Raw genomic sequence first — 21,213 nt, 5'->3', positions numbered from 1 at the left:
CGTAATCTCCCCCCTTGAGGGGGAGATGCCTGGCAAGGCAGAGGGGGGTGAGATGCCCCACCAGCGGTTCTATTTTAAAAACGCCGTCCAAGCCCTCGCCGCGTGCCTCATCACCCCTGAAACATTCTCCAGCGCCTGCGGGACAAGCTCGCAGGCGAGCATCCGGTTGGGATCGACAGGCGCGGGCATCGATATCTGGCCAGGTTCCACCTTGCTGAAGCCGAAAGGCTCATAATAAGGCGCGTCGCCCACGAGCACCACCAGCCGATGGCCGGCGAGCCTCGCCGCGTCCATAGCCATGCGCATCAGCGCCCGGCCAATGCCGCGGTTCTTCCATTCAGGTCGCACGGCGAGCGGACCAAGCAGCAACGCCGGCGTCGTGCCGATCACCACGTGCGTCATCCGTACGGAACCCACGACAATGCCGCCTTGCAGGGCAACGAAGGACAGCGCGCGATCATGCGCCCCGCCCTCGCGGATGCGATAGGCCGCGCGGGTAAAACGCCCCGGCCCGAAGGCCTCGGCATTGATGGCTTCGATCTCGGGATCGTGCGCGGGGTCTTCCTGCGCGTAGGTCAGTTCGAGTTGCAACATGGCAAGAGGATCGCAATTTGAGAAATCGGCGCGCCTGGAGCGGAAAAGCAAGGCGCGGACAGGTGCTACGCAGCGCTTGAGCGCCGGTCCGGTATCATCGTCGGATGAAGAGCATTCCCGTCAAAGACATATCTCCCAAATGTACAGACGGCTCCTAACACCAAAACGCACCGACGTAAACGAAATTAATCATAGGTGGTTGCCAAGCCGTTACAGCCTGAATCGTTTTGCCGGAATACCATCCCCACCGATTCAAACCGCTTGGATATTCACCACAGCTCAGTCGGCGTCTCCCCTTCAAGGATCTCTTTAAGGCGCCGGCGGGTGGAAGCGGTGGTCCCCTCCGGCAGGGCATCGAGGGGAAAGAACCCGACCTCGGCGATTTCCCAATTTGCGAGGCGTGGGCCGCGCTGCCGGAAATGACGGCAGACATAGAGCGCCGCGTGATCGCGCCTGGAGGCATGGGCATTCATATAGAGCGCAAAAAGCTCCGCCGGCCCGGTCAGCTCTATATTGCCCTCCTCCCGCAATTCCTTGGCCAGCGCTTCGGCGAAAGTCTCGCCGGTTTCCACTCCGCCGCCAGGCAGGTGCCAGCCCGGCAGATATGTATGGCGGACGAGGAATACCGTGCCCGCCGCCTCGTCCAGCACCGCCGCGCGAACGCCCAGCGTCATCGGGCGGCGCAACAGGAAATAGGTACGGAACAGCCAGCGCCGCACTTTCCTGCCGGTTTGCGTCATATCTGGCGTTTCCTTGCTTTTATCCGGCATCCGGGTTTAAACCCGTCCGCATGTTTCACTTGGCGCACATTTCCGACATACATCTTTCCCCGCTCCCCGGCATCACCTATCGGGAGCTGATGTCCAAGCGCATCACCGGCTACATCAACTGGCTGCGCAACCGCCAGGGCACAATGACCGGCGGCGTGCTCGAAGCGCTGACTACCGATATCAAGGCCCTCGCCCCGGATCATATCGCCGTCACGGGCGATCTCGTCAATCTGGCGCTCAACCTTGAATTGGAGACAGCAAGGCTCTGGCTCGAAACGCTGGGCGCCCCCGCGGATGTCTCCCTTGTTCCGGGTAATCACGACGCCTATGTGCCCGGCGCGCTCGACAAGGCCTGCCACCTCTGGGAGCCATGGATGCGCGGCGATGGCATCGATAATGCCGGCAATCGTGTAGAGTTTCCCTATATGCGCGTACGCGAAGACGTAGCGCTGATCGGTGTTTCCTCCGCGCGCGCCACCGCGCCCTTCCTGGCAAGTGGTGACTTCAGCCGCCAACAAGCTGAACGCTTAGGGAAGATGCTGGATGAGGCGGCCAGGCGCGGTCTGTTCCGGGTGGTGATGATCCATCATCCGCCGGTGCGCGGCGCTGCGCCCGCCCACAAGCGGCTCTTCGGCATCAGGCGGTTCCAGAAAATCATCGCAAAACATGGCGCGGAGTTGATCATTCACGGCCACACCCACCTCGCCACCCGCCATGCGATCGAAGGCCCTTCGGGAAAAGTGCCCGTCATCTGCGTCCCCTCCGCCAGCCAGAATTTGGGCGGGAAGCGCCCCGCGGCGCGTTTCAATCTTTTCAGTATTGGAAAACGGGAAGATGGAACGTGGACATGCCGCCTGACTGAGCGTGGCATCGTCGGCCCGGATGAGGAAGTCGTAACGATCGCTGAGCATGAGCTCGTGTAAGTAGTGAATAGCACTATTCACTCTCAAACCACCATGCCAATCCGATCCTGCAAAAGCACCAGCACCAGGCCGCACGCGATAAGCGCGCCGATCAAAAACCAGACGAGCCCGGCAACGAAGCCGGTCCAGCGGCTGCGTCTGGGCGGCACGGCAAGCGCTGCCGCCTGTACGGAAACCGGCACTTTCGCAGCCTCTTGTCGCGGAACGTTCGCCACCGGCTCACCGCCGCGCAAGGAGACGAGATCGCCTTCGAGAAGGCGTTCCCGCTCAACAATGCGCTCCGCGATATAGGCGGTCACGGCATCGGAAATAGGCTTGATGTCGATCGTTTCGGCCACGACGATACGCCCCAGCCGCGTATCGCGGACGAAACGATAGGTGCGACGATCGCGCGCCATCATCACATGCGCGGTGGCGTCGATCCACAAGCGCGGCTGCAAGCCGGTGGAAAGCGCGAAATCCCATTGCGGATCGTCGGCGGGAACCTCATCGAACACCGGCTGAAGATCCTGCGCCAGAAGTTCCAGCCGAATGCGATCAGCCTCCTTCATGTCGATCACGACATCACCACGGTCTGCCGCGGCGATTTTCGCCAAGCGCATCGCTTCCGAAAGCCGGTGCACCGTAGCTCCGGCTGAACCGGCCTTTTCGCTCTTCTCGCTCATGGCATGTTCCGTGTCTCGGTTAATCAGCCATCAACCTAAAGGGGAATAGGGCAGGAAGGCAATAAGTCAGTATGTTTTTGGTTACATATTGCCCTACTGCCCTATTGCCTTACTGCCCTACCCAATCACCCTGTTCGCCGCCGAGATGATTGCCTCAAGCGAAGCGGTGACGATGTTGTCATTGATGCCGACACCGAAAATCTTGCCGCCGGGATGGGCGATTTCCATATAGCAGACAGCCGAGGCATCGGAGCCTTGGCGCAGCGAGTGCTCCGAATAATCGACCACCGAAAGCTTGACGCCGAGATAATGCGACAGCGCATCGACGAAGCCGTCAACCGGCCCGGTTCCATTGCCCTCGATCCGCTTCGTCTCGCCATTGTCGAGAATTTCAGCGGCCATGATCCGGCGTCCCTTGCGCTCAGGGTCCGGGTAGGTGTGATGGTCGATAAACTTCAGCCGCCCGGCGGGCTGCTCCACATAGACCCTCTGGAACTCGTCATGAATGCGCTTTGACGGCAACTCCTTGCCTTCCTCATCGGTGATCTGCTGGATCACGTCGCGGAACTCGACCTGCAGATTGCGCGGCAGGTTCAACCCGTAATCGGCCTGCAGGATATAGGCGATGCCGCCCTTGCCCGATTGAGAATTGATCCGGATGATCGCCTCGTAGGAGCGCCCCACATCCTGCGGATCGATGGGGAGATAAGGCACTTCCCACAGCGGCTTGTTGGCCTGCCGGATCGCCTTCATGCCCTTGTTGATCGCGTCCTGATGCGAGCCCGAAAACGCCGTATAGACGAGCTCGCCCACGTAAGGGTGCCGCTCCGCGATCCTCAGCTGGTTCGAATATTCGTAAGTCTCTTTCATCCGGTTGATATCCGTGCAGTCGAGTTCCGGATCGACGCCCTGCGTGAACATATTGAGCGCCAGCGTCACCACATCGACATTGCCGGTGCGCTCGCCATTGCCGAACAGCGTCCCCTCCACCCGGTCTGCGCCCGCCATGAGGCCAAGCTCGGTCGCCGCGATGCCGGTGCCACGGTCGTTGTGCGGATGCAGCGAGATGATCAAATTCTCGCGATTGTCGAGATTGCGGCACATCCATTCGATCTGGTCGGCATAGATGTTGGGCGTGGCCATCTCCACCGTCGATGGCAGGTTGATGATGAGCTTGTTCTCGGGCGTGGGCCTGACGATCTCGGTCACCGCGTTGCAGATTTCGAGCGCCACTTCCAGCTCCGTGCCGGTAAAGCTCTCCGGCGAATATTCGAAACGGTAGCCGCCACCCGCCTTCGCCGCCATGTCGGTGATCATCTTGGCCGCATCGGTGGCGATCTGCTTGATGCCCGCCACATCCTTGGCAAACACCACCCGGCGCTGCAATTCGCTGGTCGAATTGTAGAAATGGATGATCGGGCGATGCGCGCCTTCCAGCGCCTCGAAGGTGCGGGTGATCAACTCGGGCCGGCACTGCACCAGCACCTGCAGCGACACATCGTCAGGAACATTCCCCTCCTCCACGCACCAGCGCGCGAAATCGAAATCGGTCTGCGACGCCGAGGGAAAGCCAATCTCGATTTCCTTGAAGCCCATGTCGAGCAGGAGCTGGAACATGCGCGCCTTGCGGTCATGCCCCATCGGATCGATCAGCGCCTGATTGCCGTCGCGCAAATCCACGGAGCACCAGACCGGCGCCTTCTCGATGCGCTTTCCCGGCCACGTCCGGTCGGGGATATCGACCGCCGGGTAAGCCTGGTACTTCGTGGCGGCGACGGGCATTCCCTTGGCAAAGGCGGAGGGAGCTTTGTTCTCGTTCATTGCGGTTCTCGTATCTCTCTGGCCGGAACAACATACCGGCAGCATGTGACCGGATGTCGGCGGCGTTAATCTCGTGCGATTGTGATGAAAAGCTGGGGAGCATGAGGTCTGGCGACCATTCGACCGCCGGACGCTCCCCTCAACGAGCCCGACGGTCGCCGATAAGGCCGAGAAGAAGCGAGAGTGGCGCGCGCGCCGTCGCGTCCGTGAAAACGGAGCGGGCAGAAGGAGAGATGGCGGCGCGCGTGGTCATGGAAACAATTGATAATCGAGGTGATGGATGGACGCAAGAAAATTAAAGCGCCCCTTCCCTCCCCCTTGCGGGGAGGGTGGCCCGAAGGGCCGGGTGGGGGTGGTGACGTTTGCGCTACGGTTTCCAGCAGAGGTGTAACCGTCGCCACCCCCATCCGCCCGCTCCGCGGGCACCTTCCCCGCAAGGGGGAAGGAGGATGCCAATCCTCAAGCAAACGGCACCGCGGCCGTTCCCCTCGGCAGCTTCGCCTCTTCCTCCGGCTCCACATGGATAACCACACGGGCGCTCGGGATCATCGCCTTCAGCGCGTCCTCGATGCGGTCGCAGATGACATGCGCGTCGCCGACGCTCATCTTGGCTTCCACCACCATGTGGAACTCGATGAAGGTGGCGCGGCCGGCGATGCGGGTTTTGAGATCGTGCACCTCAAGCGCCCCGCTCGCATTGGCTGAAATGACGTCGCGGATGCGGATGGTCTCGTCAAGCTCGACGCCCACATCCATCAGCCCCTGCACCGACGAATTGATGACATGCCAGCCCTGCCAGAGGATGTTGAGGGCAACGATCACCGCCAGAAGCGGATCGAGGACATCCCAGCCCGTGAATACCGCCGCGACGAGGCCGATAACCACCCCGGCCGAGGTGACCACATCGGTCATGATGTGCTTGCCGTCGGCGAGAAGCGCCGGAGACTTTTCCTGGGTACCAGCGCGGACGAGGACAAGCGCCCACACGAAATTGACGACGCATGCCACGCCATTGATGGCGAGACCGACCCAGGGATCGGTCAGCGTCCGCGGCGCCTGCAACGCTCCCCAGGCCTGGTGGAAAATCAGCAGCGCCGCCAGAACGATGAGCACGCCTTCGAGCACCGCCGAAAAATATTCAGCCTTATGATGGCCGAAAGGATGGTTCTGGTCGGCTGGCTTGTGGCTGACGCGGATCGCCCACCAGGCGGCGAAGGCCGCGATCACATTGACGATGGATTCAAGCGCATCGGAATAAAGCGCCACTGAGCCGGTGATGGCGAAGGCGACATATTTCAGCGCAAGAACGCAAGCCGCGACCGGGATGGACCAGGCGGAGAGAAGCTGAATCTTTTTCTTCGCGTCCATAGGGTTCCCCGAGTGAGCAGTAAGCCGTGAGCAGTGAGCAGTGAGCAGCGAAATAGCGATCTCTGCTCACGGCTTACTGCTCACCGCTCACTATTCCTTCACGCCGCTCGTTCTTTCGCCCGCCTTGGCAGATGCGCCACGACATTTTCGATCATGCGCATTCCGGCGTCATGGCCCAGCGTCATAATCGATTCGGGGTGGAACTGCACCGCCGCGATCGGCTCCTTCTTGTGCTCGAACGCCATGATGACGCCGTCCTCCGTCTCTGCCGTAACGATGAATTCGTCCGGCAGGCGCACCGGATCGGCGAAGATCGAGTGATAGCGCCCGACGGTCACCTCTTTCGGAAGGCCGGAGAAGATGCGGCCCTGCTTGAGCACACGGATGCGCGACGGCTTGCCGTGCATCGGCTCATGCAATTGCCTGAGCGTGCCGCCATAGGCCTCCGCGAGCGCCTGCAATCCGAGGCAGACGCCGAAGATCGGCAGGTTGCGCTCGCGCGCCTTGGCGATGGTTCCTTTGCAGTCGAAATCATCAGGCTTGCCTGGACCAGGCGAAAGCACGACCAAGTCCGGCTTGATCCGGTCGAACAGTTCTTCCGCCACCGGCGAGCGAACCGTTGAAACCGTCGCGCCGGTCTGGCGGAAATAATTCGCCAGCGTGTGCACGAAGGAATCCTCGTGGTCGACGAGCAGGATCGACAGCCCCTCGCCGACGCGGGACGCTGCGCGCGCCTCTCCGCCCGCATTGGGCTTGTGCGCGTCGCGAATGGCCGAGAGCATGGCGGAGGCCTTCAGTTCCGTCTCAGCCTCTTCCTCTTCGGGAATGGAATCGTAGAGCAGCGTCGCGCCCGCCCGCACCTGCGCGATGCCATCCTTGATGCGGATGGTGCGCAGCGTCAGGCCGGTGTTCATGTCGCCGTTGAAATGCACCATGCCGATCGCGCCGCCATACCAGGCGCGCGGGCTCTTTTCGTTTTCCTCGATGAAACGCATCGCCCAGAGCTTCGGCGCCCCCGTCACCGTCACGGCCCAGGCATGGCTCAGGAACCCGTCGAAGGCGTCCATGCCTTCGCGCAAGCGACCCTCGATATGATCGACGGTGTGGATCAGCCGCGAATACATCTCGATCTGCCGCCGCCCGATGACCCGGACGGAGCCCGGCTCGCACACCCGGCTCTTGTCGTTGCGGTCGACATCCGAGCACATGGTCAGTTCGGATTCGTCCTTCTTGGAGTTGAGCAGCTTGAGGATCTGTTCCGAATCCGAGATCGCATCGTCGCCGCGCTTGATCGTGCCCGAAATCGGGCAGGTCTCGATCCGCCGGCCATTGACCCGCACGAACATCTCCGGCGAGGCGCCCACCAGATATTCCCCCTCGCCCAGATTGATGAAGAAGGAATAGGGCGACGGATTGATCGCCTTCAGCCGGCGCGAAATCTCCGAGGGCTTGGTCTCGCAGCGCTCATAGAAGGTCTGACCCGGCACCACCTCGAAAAGATCGCCGCGCTTGAAGCTCTCCTTTGCCTTCTCGACCAGTTGCGCGAACTCGCCCGGATGATGATCGCCGCGCGGCGGGATGCTGGCCGAAGGCTGGAACGGCTCGGCCTTGGTCTCGCGCGGCAGCCCTTCCGTGGAGGTTCCCTCGAAGGAAAACTCATACCGGTCGAACCACGCCTTGGCCGAATAGTGGTCGCAGACCAATATCTCGTCGGGGAGATAAAGCACCAGATCGCGCTGGTCGTCGGGACGCTTAAGCTTGAATGCAATGGGATCGAACTGGAAAGCGAGGTCATACCCGAATGCGCCATAGAGCCCAAGGCTGGCGTCGTCCTGTGAAAAGAACAGGCCGACGATAGCACGCAGGGCCGTGAACACCGAAGGCGCGCGCGAGCGCTCCTCTTCTGTGAAATACCGTTGCGGCTCGGCGATGGTCAGCTCGATCAGCTTTTCCTCCGCCGCGACAACAGTCACATCAGGCAGACGCTCGAGCACATCGAGGATCGGTCGCAGCAGCACGGCCCCGCGCGCATTGAGCGCCTCGATCTTCATGCGCCGACCGTTCGAAGTGATCATGACAGGCGGATCGATGATCGCCGTATCCCAGCGCGTATAGCGCCCCGGATATTCATAATTGGAAGAGAAAACCGCGCCGCGCCGCCCGTCCAGCGCATCGATGCTGGCTTCGATCGCGCCGGCATAAGCCGTGGCAACCCGCGTCCGCGCAATGCCGATGCCGCCGGCGGTCACATAATCATGCACTTCGTTCTCGGCAGTCATGCCATCAGTCCTTTAGCTTCGTTGCCCTTAGCCTTGGCGGCTTATTAAGCGGACGGCTAAACAAAAAGGCCGCCCGGAAATCCCGTTGCGGCCCTGTTCCTTTTTGCGCGCGTGCAAAAACGACTGCGTGGCCGCTTCAGCGGACCCACCACCAGCCATTCTTGGTCTTGATAACGCGCGTATTGTTCATGAGCGGAATTGTTAGCCCCGACTTGTGCGTCTTGCAACTGGAAAGTTTGCTCTCTTACACCGGAAGGGCGCTTATGATAAACTGGAAGCCATCGTGGGAAGTCTCGACGACAGGAGACCGCAATGCGCATATCCGTTGCAGAAGCGAAAGAGCAACTTGCCGATTTGGTACGCCGTGCCGAGGCGGGAGATGAAGTGATCCTGACAGGTCAGGGGAATGCCGCCGTGCGGCTGGTGCCGGAACCCGAAGTATCGCCGGAGGAATTCAAAAGGCGCATGGAGGCGATTGCGGAAATTCGCGCGTCCGCTGCAGGGAAAGCTACGCCCGGACCAAGTGCCGCGCGCAGTCAGGATTTCCTCTATGACGAGAACGGTTTTCCCGCATGAGCCGCGCCTTTCCCGTCATCCTCGCCCTTATGGCGAGGATCTGCCGAGATCCACAAGTAATGCTTTGAAAATTGCACCGGCAGTAGATCCTCGCCACAAGGGCGAGGATGACGGGATACAGGCCGAGGCTTAAAGTTTACCGCCCCTTATGGGGAATTAAATAAGAAAAGTCCGGACCGTGGAAGCGGTCCGGACTTTCATTGCCCAAGAACATGGACAATATCAGGCAAGGGTTGTAGGCGGGGGCGGAAACCCTAAACCTGATCTTTAGCCGAATACCGGATGTCAATATTCGGGTATCGGGGAACTCGCAACTACTACGTGCTTAAAAGCATTTAGTATGGATATATACTTATCTTGGGTTGTAATGATTCGCAAGCGAAAAAAGCTTCGCTCGGAAGCTTTTTTCGCATTTACGTTGAAACTATCCTTACTAAAATACTACCGAAGCGAGCATTGAAGAAGTATGCAGCCCAGCGGACTCGCTTGGGCTGCATGCGCGCTGTCATTCGCCCATAGCGATGAGGCTGGCGTTTCCGCCCGCGGCGGCCGTGTTGACCGACACCACCTGCTCCAGCGCAAAGCGCGTGAGATAGGTCGGACCGCCTGCCTTCGGCCCGGTGCCGGAAAGTCCCGAGCCGCCAAAGGGCTGCGTGCCCACCACCGCGCCGATCATGTTGCGGTTGACATAGATATTGCCGACATCCAGCCGGTCCACCGCCTTGGCAACCGTCGCCTCGATGCGCGTGTGCAGCCCGAAGGTGAGGCCGTATCCGGTAGCGGCGATGGAATCGAGCACCTTGTCGAGTTCGCTCGCCTTCCAGCGCACGACATGCAGGATCGGTCCGAACACTTCGCGCGTCAGCGCTTCCGGGCGATCCAGCTCAACGATATGCGGCGCGAAGAAAATGCCTTCCTTCGGCGCGGTTCCGGCGAAGCTGACCTTCTGCGTCTTCTTCATTTCCGTAATGTGCTCCGCCAGCATCGTCCGCTGCGCCTCATCGATGATCGGCCCTATATCCGTTGACGGCAACGCCGGATCGTCGAGCACCAATTCCCGCGCCGCACCCTCGATCATCTCGAGCATCGAATCGGCCACATCCTCCTGCAGATAGAGGATGCGCAGCGCCGAACAGCGCTGCCCGGCGGAGCGGAAGGCGGACATGACGACATCGTCCGTCACCTGTTCGGCCAGCGCCGTCGCGTCCACGACCATCGCGTTCAAGCCGCCCGTTTCGGCGATCAGCGGCACGATAGGGCCATCCTTGGCGGCAAGCGTCCGGTTGATTGCCCAGGCGGTCTTGGTCGAGCCGGTGAAGGCGACGCCGCCGATGCTTGGGTGCGCGGTGAGCGCCGCGCCGACAGCGCCATCACCCGGCACATAGAGCACGGCATCCTTGGGAACGCCTGCCTCATGCAGCAGCTTCACCGCCTCGAAGGCGATGAGCGGCGTCTGCGGCGCCGGCTTGGCGATCACCGCATTGCCCGCGGCAAGCGCCGCCGTCACCTGGCCAAGGAAAATCGCCAGCGGGAAATTCCAAGGGGATATGCAAACGAACACGCCGCGCCCGCGATGGCGCAGCCGGTCGTCCTCGCCCGTCGGCCCCGGCATGACCTGATCATGGCCGAACTGGCGACGCCCCTCCGCCGCGTAATAGCGGCAGAAATCCACCGCCTCGCGGATTTCGGCGATACCGTCATCGAGCGTCTTGCCCGCCTCGCGCGTCAGCAAATCCATCAGCCGGTCGCGGTTTGCTTCCAGAAGATCGCTCGCCCGCTCCAGCGCCACCGCCCGTTCTTCCACAGCCACACGCGACCATTTGACAAAGCCCTTGCGCGCGGCCTCGACAGCCCGCCCGGCATCTTCCGCAGTGGCCGGAACCACCGTGCCGACCTGGCTTCCATCGACCGGCGACGTCACCCGCTCCGTCTGGTTCAACACCGTGACACCGGGAATGAGCGGCACCGCATCCACATTGCGCCTGATGGCGGCAATGCCGGTCAAAAGCCCGGCCAGTTCCTTGCGGTCGCCGAATTCGATGCCCGCCGAATTGCGCCGCTTGCCATAAAGCTGGGGCGGCAATGGAATGGCCGGGTTACGATAGCCCCTGCCGTCTTCCAGCTTTTGCGCCGGGCGCACCAGCAGCTCGGAAATCGGTATGTTCTCATCGCCCACCATCGAGACGAAGGAGGAATTGGCGCCGTTTTCCAGAAGCCGCCGCACAAGATAGGCGAGCAGGTCGCGATAGCCTCCAACAGGCGCATAGATGCGGCAGGCGATCTTCTCGCCCTTTTCGGTGATCTGCTTGTAAAGGCTCTCGCCCATGCCATGCAGCCGCTGGAACTCGAAGCCGCTCTTGTCGCCGCCCGCTATCTCCAGAATCGTGGCGACCGTCAGCGCATTATGCGTGGCGAATTGCGGGAAGATGCGCGGGCGTGCGCTAAGCATCCGCTTGGCGCAAGCCAAGTAAGAAGCATCCGTCGCCGGCTTGCGCGTGAAAACAGGATAATCCGCCAGCCCCCGCTCCTGCCCGCGCTTCACCTCCGTGTCCCAATAGGCGCCCTTGACGAGCCGCACCATCATGCGCCGCCCAAGCTTTTCCGTGAGCCGCTCGATATGCTCGATCACCTGCAATGCCCGCTTCTGATAGGCCTGAATGGCGAGGCCGAAACCGTCCCAGCCTTCAAGCGAAGGATCGGCGAACACCCGGTCGATCACGTCGAGCGAAAGTTCCAGCCGGTCCGCCTCCTCCGCGTCGATGGTGAAGTTGAGATCATAGGCCATCGCCTTCTGCGCCAAGGCCAGCACATCCGGCACCAGCTCCTCCAGCACCTGCTCGCGATGCGTCGCGAGATACCGCGGATGCAGCGCCGAGAGCTTGACCGAAATGCCCATACGGTCAGGCAAAGGCTTGCTGCCCGTCGCCTTGCCGATGGCATCGATCGCGTCGGCATAAGACTTGTAATAGCGCTTGGCGTCGGCCAGCGTCCGCGCGCCCTCGCCCAGCATGTCGAAGGAATGGCGATAGCCCTTGGCCTCGCTCGCACGCGCCCGCTTCAATGCTTCCGCTATGGTCTCGCCCAGCACGAAATGATGGCCCAGAAACCGCATCGCCTGCTTGGTCGCCGTGCGCACCGTCGGCAGGCCCATGCGCTTGACCAGCGAAGCAATGACGCCCTCCGGCGTCTCGCCCGGCTTGATCACCTTGGCGGAAAGGCCGAGCGCCCAGGCCGAGGCCGAGACGAACCAGGTGTCGCCCTGCGCCTCATATTCCGACCAGCGGCCCTGCTTCAGCTTGTCCTCGATGAGCTTGTCCTGCGTGGCCGCATCCGGCACCCGCAAAAGCGCCTCCGCCAGCACCATCAGCGCGAGACCTTCACGCGTGGAAAGCCCATATTCGCGCAGGAAATCCTCCACCCCGCCAATGCCGCTCGCCTGCGCGCGGATCGAGGCGATATACCCCCCCGCCCGCTCATCGATGCGCCGGTTGGCTTCCGCGCTGAAGCTGACATCCTTCAAAAGCGCGGGAACGACTATATTGTCATCCGGCGCATAAGGCGCCGAAAACGGCGCGATCACCGTTGCCGGGGAAGAAGGCGTTGCGGAAGCACGGGGGGCGGCCTGGACCGTCATGTTTTTCTCCTGGGAGCATTTTGCAGCCGGGCAAACTGCCCAGCCTCGCGTAAATGCGGCTAACGAATGAGTTTTCACCCATATATTTTATTTTACATAGTTGTTCTCACGGATTAATGAACGTCCCATAGCGATTTATCCTTAAAAAGGGGGATTTTTAGGGAATGAAAGACCTGGACCAGATGGACCGCAAGATCCTGCACGCGCTGCAGGACAATGGCAGGCTCACCAACACCGAATTGGCCGAACACATCAACCTGTCGCAGACGGCGACGGCGGAACGCGTAAAGCGCCTCACCCGCGACGGCTATATAACAGGCTATGCCGCAAGGCTCTCGCCCAAGCTGCTCGACCGCTCGATGCTGGTCTTCGTCGAAATCAAGCTCGACCGCACCACGCCCGAAGTCTTCGACATCTTCGCCGAAGCCACGCGCAAGAACCCCGACGTGATGGAATGCCACATGGTAGCCGGCGGCTTCGACTACCTCGTCAAAGCCCGCGTCGCCGACATGGAACACTACCGCCGGTTTCTCTCGGATGCGCTGTTGTCGCTACCGGGGATAAGGGAGACGCATACTTATGCTGTCATGGAGGAGGTGAAGGAGACGGCGAATATTCCGGTGTGAGGGGCTATAACTTTCTATGCTAAATTACTCCGCTAAAAATCCCTACCTTCAGAGTTCTTTTTGAAAATTCAGTTCGTCCTGTTCTAATTTCCTCGCTGTTTTTTGACATTTCTTAACGACTTTATCGCGCAGCAAAATCAAAGAACGAAGGTGTATTTGTGTTTCAATATCGTTCAATTTGCCAAAAAGCAGCGACGTCATATGCACAAGTGAAAATGCTGTATTTATCGCGGGCGTTTCTAGACCGGCATTCGTCGCGCCAGCATGGATAAAATGATTATTCCCCACAAATCCAAGAGTCCTGACAGTACCAGCTACTCCGGCATGAATCTTATAACTAGACCATTTATATTGCGGAGGGAGAGCCACCCAATTTATTGCCTTCTCTAAATCTTGAAAACGAGGGCTTTTCAAGCTCAGCGAATCAGCAGACCAGCCATATGGCCCAGCAAAAGATTGTCCAAATTCCGCTATAACCCTTTGGAACCCTTCCTCTATTTCTTTTTCTTCTCCCTCAAGAGATTGAGGTTCATACTTACGACCCTCATGTTTATATTCATTTATAATATATTCTCTCATACTCACCAAATCGTGCGCTAGGTATCGTTCGGCAATTTCATCCCCAAAGCGATCAATAACGAAAGCCACAACTGAAATTTCATAGAGCGTTCGCCAGCGTGCGTAGGCTCCATCAGGAAGACCATTTTCTAATAATGTAACAATTTCCAAAGTTGTTTGACATGCACGCATGTGCAATAATACAATTGCTTCGCGCTTCACCAATCCTCTTTTTGCTTTTGATCGGAATAATTTTTGTGAAAATGTCTCCCCAATCTCTCTTGAAGCAATAAGTAGCATACGCAGCACATCAAGCCCTGAAGCCCATCGCAACTCTAGGTGATCCCGAAAATGGCGCATTTCATTAAAATCGTTTATTTTTAATTCAGCCCATCGCTTTCCTAAATTTTTTACTTGTAATTTAGCGCCGGATTTAATGACATTCCGAACCAATTTCGGTACTTTTAGCTCAACAAAATTTTTATAGTCATTTATTAAGTTATTTGAGTCCTCCTCAGTGAGCGTTAAAGTTAAGTTTTTATCTGTACCTTCACTTCCATCCTCCCAACGAAACTGTTCTGCGGATTGGGATAAAATATGGTCCGTTAAGGCTTCCAGCAATCCATCATCATGGATGTTCTGCTCCTCAAGCTTTCGTTGAAGAACCTTACGAAGCAATAACCGAGGAACTTTTTGAATTTGTTGTCCAATAATTTTGTTCATGTTATTTTTTTTCATCATTCTCCCCAATCTGTGTCTTCCTCACATCCCCCAGTTCACCCTCCGCGCCTTCTATACCCCTCCCCGTCCCGCTTCGTAACCAGCCTTTTCACCACCGCCCTATCCGCCAGACACAGCTTCAGCTCCACCTTGCCTGAACACGCTTTCGGCAGCGTGAGTACGCGGGCATGTGCCGCCACGCCGAGAAACCTCGCAAACAGCGAGGTAAATAAATTTCTCGTCTTCCCACGGCACTTCTGCGCCCTTCGCCCTGCGATGCCATATGCTCCCGCTCACCCTTTATCCTCCGCCAAATAATACGCCGCCAGCGCATTGGCATGTCCATGCCCCAGCCCGTGCTCCGTCTTCAACACCGACACCATCTCCATATGCTTCTTCCCCTTCAGCCCATCCAGCACCGCTAGCCAGTGGCTGATCGGCTGGCCGTAGGTTTTCTCGATGGAAGGAAAATAGGAAGCGGGGCCTTTCACTTTTTCTGCCGGCATGTGCGCTTTCTCCTGTTTCTGCCGGGATATTTATAACGCATCTCACCCTACAGCGAGGTCTCCGCATCCCCACCCGTCCGCTTCCCCCACGGAAAAGCCGCGGCGGTGGCGATTATGGCTAGGCTGCTGCCGACCAGCATGTCCTGCACGCGCTCGATGAACAGTGCCGATACGCGGTCTGAGCCCAGTTCGACAAGATCGTAGGCGATGAGGATCAGCGCCGTGATGATGGTGGTGTGCAGCCAATAGCGGCGGGCGAAATGGTGCGGCGTCAACAGCGCCAGGATGACAACCGCCACGCACAGCAAGGCCGGCGAGCCGAACAGCATCACAATCACCCAGCCGCACAAAGCACCGGCAAAGGTGCCAACCGTGCGCTCCACCACCTTCACATAGCTTGAGCGCGCGTCGGGCTGCATCACCAGCATGGTTGTTATCACCACCCAGATCGCGTGGGTCGGGTCCATTTCCATGCCGATCCAGAGCCCCACCACTGCCGCGAAGGCATAAGCCAGGGCAAAGCGGACCCAGCCATTCTGTATTGGCGGCGTTGCGCCAGCCGGCGCACGCAACAAGGGCAGCGGGCCGAATAGCCCGTGATCGATGAGGCGCGTGAGTAGGACCAGCGCCACCGCGCCAATCGAAAAGGCAATGAGATAGGGATCGGCTTCCGGTATGCCGACGGATACGGTCATCGCCAGGGCGGCAAGCCGCATCGCCATAGCCTGCGCCGGACCTACGCGATAGAGATAGCCTGCGGCAAAGGCCGTGAGCGCGAAAACGATCCAGAAGAGGGGGTGATCCCCCGCGATGATGAATCCCGCCAATGTGCCCGCGAACAGTCCGGCGACGTTTAGCGCAAGGACGAAAAAACGCGATCGCCAGCCGCCATCGGCGTCGGCGAAATAGAGTAGGACGCCGATCACCCCGCCGATAAGCCCCGCCTCCGGCTTCCCCATCGCCACGCCCGCAACGATGGGACCACCGGTCGGGACCATGCACAAAAACGCGCGGCGCAATGCATCGCGGTCGAGCAAGGCGGCGCGAAGCGCGCGCCATTGTAATGCGAGACGGGAACGGAACATAGCGAAACTGGAAGGTTTCTCGCGAGACATGAAGCACACGCCCCATTGTTTAGAATTAGTCAGAACTAGATTAAACCGCCGCTCGGTGCCGTCATTCTCGGGCTTGTCCCGAGAATCTGCCATAAGAACAAAGAAAAGCAATTACGGTTCTAACGGCTCAAACCGCAGCAGATTCTCGGGACAAGCCCGAGAATGACGACGGAGCGAGGAATCCGTTTCAAGCTAACTCTGGCAAACTCTCGATTGGTGGTTGCTTCGAGATGGATTGCACCTGCCCGCTGTAATTACAAGTCCGATCTTACCCTACATCCCCCCAATCCATCCTCCTCGCCCGCCTATACCCCTCCCCGTCCCGCTTGGTGAAAAGCCTCTCCCCCACCGTCCCATCGGGGAGGCAAAGCTTCAGCGCGATCCTGCCGGAACTCGCCTTCGGCGGCGCGAGCACACGCGCATTAGCCGCCGTGGCGGGAAAGCGCGTGGCGGCGAGGTAGATATATTTCTCATCCTCCCACGGCACCTCGCCGCCCTTCGCCAGCCGATGCAGACGCGAGCGGGCCACCCGGCGCGAGAAATGGCACCAGTCCGGGGCGATGAGCGGGCATGTTGCCACATGCGCACAGGGAGCGACGAGATGCGCGCCCTCTTCGATAAGCCGGTGGCGCACCGCCATCATCCGCCGCCAGCCGGCGGGCGTTCCAGGTTCCACCACCACCAGCATCCCCGCCGTCGCCTGCCAGAGCTTTTCCGTGAGCTTTAGCCCCTCCTCCGGCGAAAGCTCGTCCAGCACATAGGCAAGCGTCACCAGATCGAATTGCCGTTCTTCGGCCAAGCTTTTCGCCACATCCGCCGCCCGCCATTCGATGCTGCCAAGCCGGGAATGCGTCGAGAGCGCCTCGCCCACCGCGCGGATCGCCGGGCTCGCCTCCAGCATCACCGCCTTTTCCAGCGACGGCCAGCAATCGCTTGCCGCCCATAGCGCCGTGCCGGGCCCGGCGCCCACATCGAGCAGGCTCGCGGGCGCGAAATCCGGGGCGAGCTCGGCAGCGCTCGTCATGCTCGCCCGCACCGCCGCATAGGTCGCGGGCAGCCGTGTCGCGAGATAAGCCCGCGCCGCAAGATCGCTTGAGAGATGCAAAGCCCCGTCCCGCGTCTCCGCCCGGTAGCGGCGCGAAAGCAGATCGGCGGCATCCTTCAAACGGCCAAGCGGAATGCCTTCCAGCGCCGCATCGACGGCGAGCCTCAAATGTGTGGGAAGTTCCATGGGCAGCGGGATATCCGGGTTTGGTTGCCACTGGGATAAAGGGTTTTGCATCAAATGAAAACTCTGGCGGGATAGCGCCTCGCTATCCTGTCGACCACTTTCATCTCCTCCAGTCGTCATCCTCGGGCTTGACCCGAGGATCCACGGCAAAGGGGGCGCTGCCTTGAATATCATCTCGGCGCAATCCAGTAGCGAATACGGTCGATATCGGGGCAGGTTAATTTACGATCCCTTAGCGAATGATATCGCTGCTTCCGCCTCCTAGCCGTGGATCCTCGGGACAAGCCCGAGGATGACGACTGGAGGCGGCTTGCCCCAAGTCCCAATTTGTCTCTAACAAGCACTTTTCACCGCCCCGGTGCTTGAATGACCGCCGCTTTGGTGATTGGCTCTGAAATCGGAGACCGGAGAAAAATGAGCCCGGCAATGGAGACCACCATGAAATCCTCGATCCTCGCAATCGCGTCATCCTTCCTCGCATTTTCACTTGTTCCCGCCGCCCAGGCCGCCGAACAGACAAGCTGCTCCACCGTGCGCTTTTCCGATGTCGGCTGGACCGACATCACCTCCACCACGGCAGTGACGACGGAAATCCTGAAAGGTCTGGGCTACAAGACGGACATTAAGATCCTGTCGGTTCCCGTCACCTATGCCTCGCTTTCGAAGAAGGATATCGACGTTTTCCTCGGCTATTGGAAGCCGTCCATGAATGCCGATCTCCAGCCCTATCTCGACAACAAGACGGTGGAAACGCTGCGCACCAACCTGACCGGCGCAAAATACACCCTCGCCGTGCCGAAATACACCTATGAGGCGGGGCTGAAGGATTTCAAGGACATCGCCAAATTTAGGGATCAGCTCGGCGGCAAGATCTATGGCATCGAGCCCGGCAATGACGGCAACCGCCTGATCCTCGACATGATCAAGAAGGACGCCTTCGGTCTCAAGGACTTCCAGGTGGCGGAGTCCTCCGAGCAGGGAATGCTGGCGCAGGTCGCCAAGGATGTGAAGCGCAAGGAGCCGATCGTCTTCCTCGCTTGGGCGCCACATCCCATGAACAAGAATTTCCAGATCGAATATCTCTCCGGCGGCGATGAGTTCTTCGGCCCCGATTTCGGCGGCGCCACAGTCAGCACCAATGTCCGCGCCGGTTATACCGCGGAATGCCCCAATGTCGGCAAGTTCCTGACCAATCTGGAATTCTCGCTCGATATGGAAAATGCGATCATGGGCAAGATTCTGGACGATGGCGAGGAACCCGCGAAAGCCGCCAAGGAGTGGTTGAAGGCCAACCCGGCGGTGTTGGACAAATGGCTGGCGGGGGTGACGACGACGGATGGCGGCGATGGGCTGGCGGCGGTGAAGGCGGCGTTGGGGCTTTGAGGGCAGTGCTTGATAAATACCCCCCTCTGCCCTGCCGGGCATCTCCCCCTCAAGGGGGGAGATTGGCTGACACCACCCTCTGCCTTCCTTCTGCAAGGCTGGCGATTGGCGCCGAACGTCTATGAAAGCGTAATCTCCCCCCTTGAGGGGGAGATGCCCGGCAGGGCAGAGGGGGGTATCTGAGCCAGCGTTTCAAATAATCTAAACACAGGGGAACCAGAAATTTGAATTGGTTGACGGAGTACAAGATCCCTGTCGGGCGCACGGCCAAGGCTGCCGTAGACTGGCTGACGGAAAACCTCACCTGGGCTTTCGATGCGCTTGCCGCCATCATGCAGACGTTGATCGACGGGCTCCTGTTCGCTCTCAACACCCCGCCCCCGCTCATCATGATCGCCATCTTCGCCGCGATTGCATGGTTCCTGCAGCGAAAACTCTCAATCGTCGCGATTGTCGTCCTCGGCCTCCTCTTCATCCTCAATCAGGGATATTGGAGCCAGACGATGGAGACGCTGACGCTGGTTCTCTCATCCTGCGTCCTCTGCATGGGGCTGGGCGTGCCGCTCGGCATCGCCGCCGCGCACCGTCCGAAGCTCTATGCCGCCATGCGCCCCGTGCTGGACCTGATGCAGACGCTGCCCACCTTCGTCTATCTCATCCCGGCCATCGTCTTCTTCGGCATCGGCATGGTGCCGGGCCTGCTGGCGACAGTCATCTTCGTCCTCCCCGCCCCGATCCGCCTCACCCAGCTCGGCATTTCATCCACTCCGTCTTCCCTGATCGAGGCCGGCGAAGCCTTCGGCGCCTCGCGCCGCCAGCTCCTGTGGAAAATCGAGCTCCCCCACGCCAAGCCGCAAATCCTCGCCGGGCTGACGCAGACGATCATGCTGTCGCTATCCATGGTGGTCATCGCCGCGCTGGTTGGCGCGGACGGTCTCGGCGTGCCGGTGGTGCGCGCGCTGAACTCAGTCAACACCGCGCTGGGCTTCGAGGCAGGCCTCGTCATCGTCGTCGTCGCCATCGTGCTCGACCGCATGTTCCGATCCAAAGCATGATCCCGGAAAAGTTGCAGACTTTTCGGACAAGATCATGCGACTTGAAATAAGGAGAAATGAGATGACGGCGATTTCCCTCGACAGCGTCTCGATCGTCTTCGGCAAGCAGACAAAGGATGCGCTTGCGCTTGCCGACCGGGGCGCTACCCGGTCACAGATCCAGTCGGAGACCGGCCATATATTAGGCGTGCATGATTGCTCGCTCGAAATCCGGGAAGGCGAAATCCTCGTCCTGATGGGCCTGTCCGGCTCAGGGAAATCCACGCTCCTGCGCGCGATCAACCGGCTGAACCCGATCACGCGCGGCCAGGTGATGGTGCATAATGGCGGGCGCTCCACCGATGTCGGCAAGGCCGACGAGGCGGCGTTGCGGCACCTGCGCACGCATCTGGTGTCCATGGTGTTCCAGCAATTCGGCCTGCTGCCCTGGCGCACGGTGGAGGAGAATGTCGGCTTCGGCCTGGAAATATCAGGCCTTACGAAAGCCGAGCGCGGAAGTGTGGTACAGCGGCAATTGGAACTGGTTGGCTTAAAGGACTGGGCCTCCCGTAAAGTGGGCGAACTCTCCGGCGGCATGCAACAGCGCGTCGGCCTTGCCCGCGCCTTCGCCACCGGCGCGCCGATCCTGCTGATGGACGAGCCCTTCTCCGCGCTCGATCCGCTGATCCGTGCCCGGTTGCAGGACGAGTTGCTCGATCTTCAGGCACGGCTGCACAAGACCATCGTCTTCGTCAGCCACGATCTCGATGAAGCCATGAAGATCGGCAACCGCATCGCCATCATGGAAGGCGGCCGCATCGTCCAGTGCGGCACCCCTCAGCAAATTTTGGCCGAACCAGCCGATGATTACGTCGCCAATTTCGTCGCGCATATGAACCCGCTGGGCGTGCTCCGCGCAGGCGACATCATGGCGCCATTCGCCCGCAGCACCTTCCCCTCCCGCCCCTTCGCCGCCACGGTAAAGCGCGAAACACCCGTGCGCGAAATCATGCATGCGGTGGCGAGAAGCAGCGGCGACGTCGGCATCGTCGAAAACGGCCAGATCATCGGCAAGATTTCAGCGGATGATATTGTCAGGGGACTGACGCGGCATCAGCGATAGCCGTCAGCGCAGAACGGTTCATGGTTTAGCAGAACGGTTCATGGTTTAATGGAAAAAACGCTGGGGGGCACTACACCCCCCTCTGGCTTGCCAGCAATCTCCCCCTCAAGGGGGGAGATTACGCTGTCATTGCCGCTTCCGCCAATCGCCAACATTTCCAGAATAAGTGCCGTCATCGACGCAGACCAATCTCCCCCCTTGAGGGGGAGATGGCTGGCAAGCCAGAGGGGGGTATGCCTCGCGCTTCCACTAAACCATGAACCGTTCTGAGCGAAGTGGCTCACAAG

General features: G+C 59.8%; 18 protein-coding genes. 6 read left to right on the top strand and 12 right to left on the bottom strand.

Annotated features, from left to right (window positions below):
* Positions 1 to 69: 69 nt before the first annotated feature.
* Positions 70 to 594, bottom strand: coding sequence for a GNAT family N-acetyltransferase (locus C7477_RS13460; protein ID WP_110752970.1), 525 nt, complete (start codon positions 592 to 594; stop codon positions 70 to 72).
* Positions 595 to 863: 269 nt separating this feature from the next.
* Positions 864 to 1,334 (bottom strand): NUDIX domain-containing protein, encoded by a 471-nt coding sequence (locus C7477_RS13455; RefSeq protein WP_245411834.1) that lies wholly within the window; start codon positions 1,332 to 1,334, stop codon positions 864 to 866.
* Between the two features lie 50 nt (positions 1,335 to 1,384).
* Here C7477_RS13455 and C7477_RS13450 point away from each other — a divergent pair, with 50 nt between their 5' ends.
* Positions 1,385 to 2,287 carry a metallophosphoesterase family protein gene (locus C7477_RS13450; protein ID WP_110752968.1) on the top strand — a complete coding sequence of 301 codons (903 nt, stop codon included), beginning with the start codon at positions 1,385 to 1,387 and terminating at the stop codon, positions 2,285 to 2,287.
* 23 nt (positions 2,288 to 2,310) lie between these two features.
* On the opposite strand, the gene C7477_RS13445 is transcribed toward C7477_RS13450, so the two are convergent.
* The 4 genes from C7477_RS13445 to C7477_RS13430 form a co-directional block, all read right to left on the bottom strand.
* Complete coding sequence (locus C7477_RS13445) at positions 2,311 to 2,952, bottom strand: hypothetical protein (protein ID WP_110752966.1); 642 nt, start codon at positions 2,950 to 2,952, stop codon at positions 2,311 to 2,313.
* Positions 2,953 to 3,069: 117 nt separating this feature from the next.
* Positions 3,070 to 4,773: a 2-isopropylmalate synthase gene (gene leuA, locus C7477_RS13440; RefSeq protein ID WP_110752964.1), complete on the bottom strand. Its 1,704-nt coding sequence runs from the start codon at positions 4,771 to 4,773 to the stop codon at positions 3,070 to 3,072.
* A 459-nt stretch (positions 4,774 to 5,232) separates the two neighbouring features.
* Positions 5,233 to 6,141, bottom strand: coding sequence for a cation diffusion facilitator family transporter (locus C7477_RS13435; protein WP_110752962.1), 909 nt, complete (start codon positions 6,139 to 6,141; stop codon positions 5,233 to 5,235).
* 98 nt (positions 6,142 to 6,239) lie between these two features.
* On the bottom strand, positions 6,240 to 8,420 hold the full coding sequence (locus tag C7477_RS13430) for an anthranilate synthase (protein WP_110752960.1): 2,181 nt from the start codon (positions 8,418 to 8,420) through the stop codon (positions 6,240 to 6,242).
* Positions 8,421 to 8,732: 312 nt separating this feature from the next.
* Between C7477_RS13430 and C7477_RS13425 the strand changes: the two genes are divergently transcribed.
* Complete coding sequence (locus C7477_RS13425; RefSeq protein ID WP_110752958.1) at positions 8,733 to 8,996, top strand: type II toxin-antitoxin system Phd/YefM family antitoxin; 264 nt, start codon at positions 8,733 to 8,735, stop codon at positions 8,994 to 8,996.
* A 505-nt stretch (positions 8,997 to 9,501) separates the two neighbouring features.
* Here C7477_RS13425 and putA read toward each other — a convergent pair.
* On the bottom strand, positions 9,502 to 12,630 hold the full coding sequence (gene putA / locus C7477_RS13420; protein ID WP_110752956.1) for a bifunctional proline dehydrogenase/L-glutamate gamma-semialdehyde dehydrogenase PutA: 3,129 nt from the start codon (positions 12,628 to 12,630) through the stop codon (positions 9,502 to 9,504).
* Between the two features lie 164 nt (positions 12,631 to 12,794).
* Here putA and C7477_RS13415 point away from each other — a divergent pair, with 164 nt between their 5' ends.
* Positions 12,795 to 13,256 (top strand): Lrp/AsnC ligand binding domain-containing protein, encoded by a 462-nt coding sequence (locus C7477_RS13415; protein ID WP_110752954.1) that lies wholly within the window; start codon positions 12,795 to 12,797, stop codon positions 13,254 to 13,256.
* Between the two features lie 48 nt (positions 13,257 to 13,304).
* Here C7477_RS13415 and C7477_RS13410 read toward each other — a convergent pair whose 3' ends face one another.
* The 5 genes from C7477_RS13410 to C7477_RS13390 all read right to left on the bottom strand — a co-directional run bounded on the left by C7477_RS13410 (position 13,305) and on the right by C7477_RS13390 (position 17,386).
* Entirely contained in the window at positions 13,305 to 14,537 is a 1,233-nt protein-coding gene (locus C7477_RS13410) for a DUF5677 domain-containing protein (RefSeq protein WP_110752952.1), read from the bottom strand.
* A 53-nt stretch (positions 14,538 to 14,590) separates the two neighbouring features.
* A complete protein-coding gene (locus tag C7477_RS19520) occupies positions 14,591 to 14,734 on the bottom strand; it encodes a small ribosomal subunit Rsm22 family protein (protein ID WP_425373572.1) in 144 nt (47 codons plus the stop codon).
* A 93-nt stretch (positions 14,735 to 14,827) separates the two neighbouring features.
* Entirely contained in the window at positions 14,828 to 15,040 is a 213-nt protein-coding gene (locus C7477_RS13400) for a DUF4287 domain-containing protein (protein ID WP_110752950.1), read from the bottom strand.
* A gap of 47 nt (positions 15,041 to 15,087) precedes the next feature.
* A complete protein-coding gene (locus C7477_RS13395) occupies positions 15,088 to 16,155 on the bottom strand; it encodes an FUSC family protein (protein WP_181418419.1) in 1,068 nt (355 codons plus the stop codon).
* 268 nt (positions 16,156 to 16,423) lie between these two features.
* A complete protein-coding gene (locus C7477_RS13390) occupies positions 16,424 to 17,386 on the bottom strand; it encodes a small ribosomal subunit Rsm22 family protein (RefSeq protein WP_110752946.1) in 963 nt (320 codons plus the stop codon).
* Between the two features lie 438 nt (positions 17,387 to 17,824).
* Between C7477_RS13390 and C7477_RS13385 the strand changes: the two genes are divergently transcribed.
* The 3 genes from C7477_RS13385 to choV all read left to right on the top strand — a co-directional run bounded on the left by C7477_RS13385 (position 17,825) and on the right by choV (position 20,926).
* A complete protein-coding gene (locus tag C7477_RS13385; RefSeq protein ID WP_245411833.1) occupies positions 17,825 to 18,769 on the top strand; it encodes a choline ABC transporter substrate-binding protein in 945 nt (314 codons plus the stop codon).
* 224 nt (positions 18,770 to 18,993) lie between these two features.
* Positions 18,994 to 19,824 carry a choline ABC transporter permease subunit gene (gene choW, locus C7477_RS13380; RefSeq protein WP_110752942.1) on the top strand — a complete coding sequence of 277 codons (831 nt, stop codon included), beginning with the start codon at positions 18,994 to 18,996 and terminating at the stop codon, positions 19,822 to 19,824.
* 61 nt (positions 19,825 to 19,885) lie between these two features.
* On the top strand, positions 19,886 to 20,926 hold the full coding sequence (gene choV / locus C7477_RS13375) for a choline ABC transporter ATP-binding protein (protein ID WP_110752939.1): 1,041 nt from the start codon (positions 19,886 to 19,888) through the stop codon (positions 20,924 to 20,926).
* Positions 20,927 to 21,213: the final 287 nt, after the last annotated feature.

Origin of the sequence: Paramesorhizobium leguminum (assembly GCF_003217235.1) — a bacterium.
Lineage (GTDB): Bacteria > Pseudomonadota > Alphaproteobacteria > Rhizobiales > Rhizobiaceae > Paramesorhizobium > Paramesorhizobium leguminum.
This window is presented reverse-complemented; position numbering and strand designations above follow the sequence as displayed.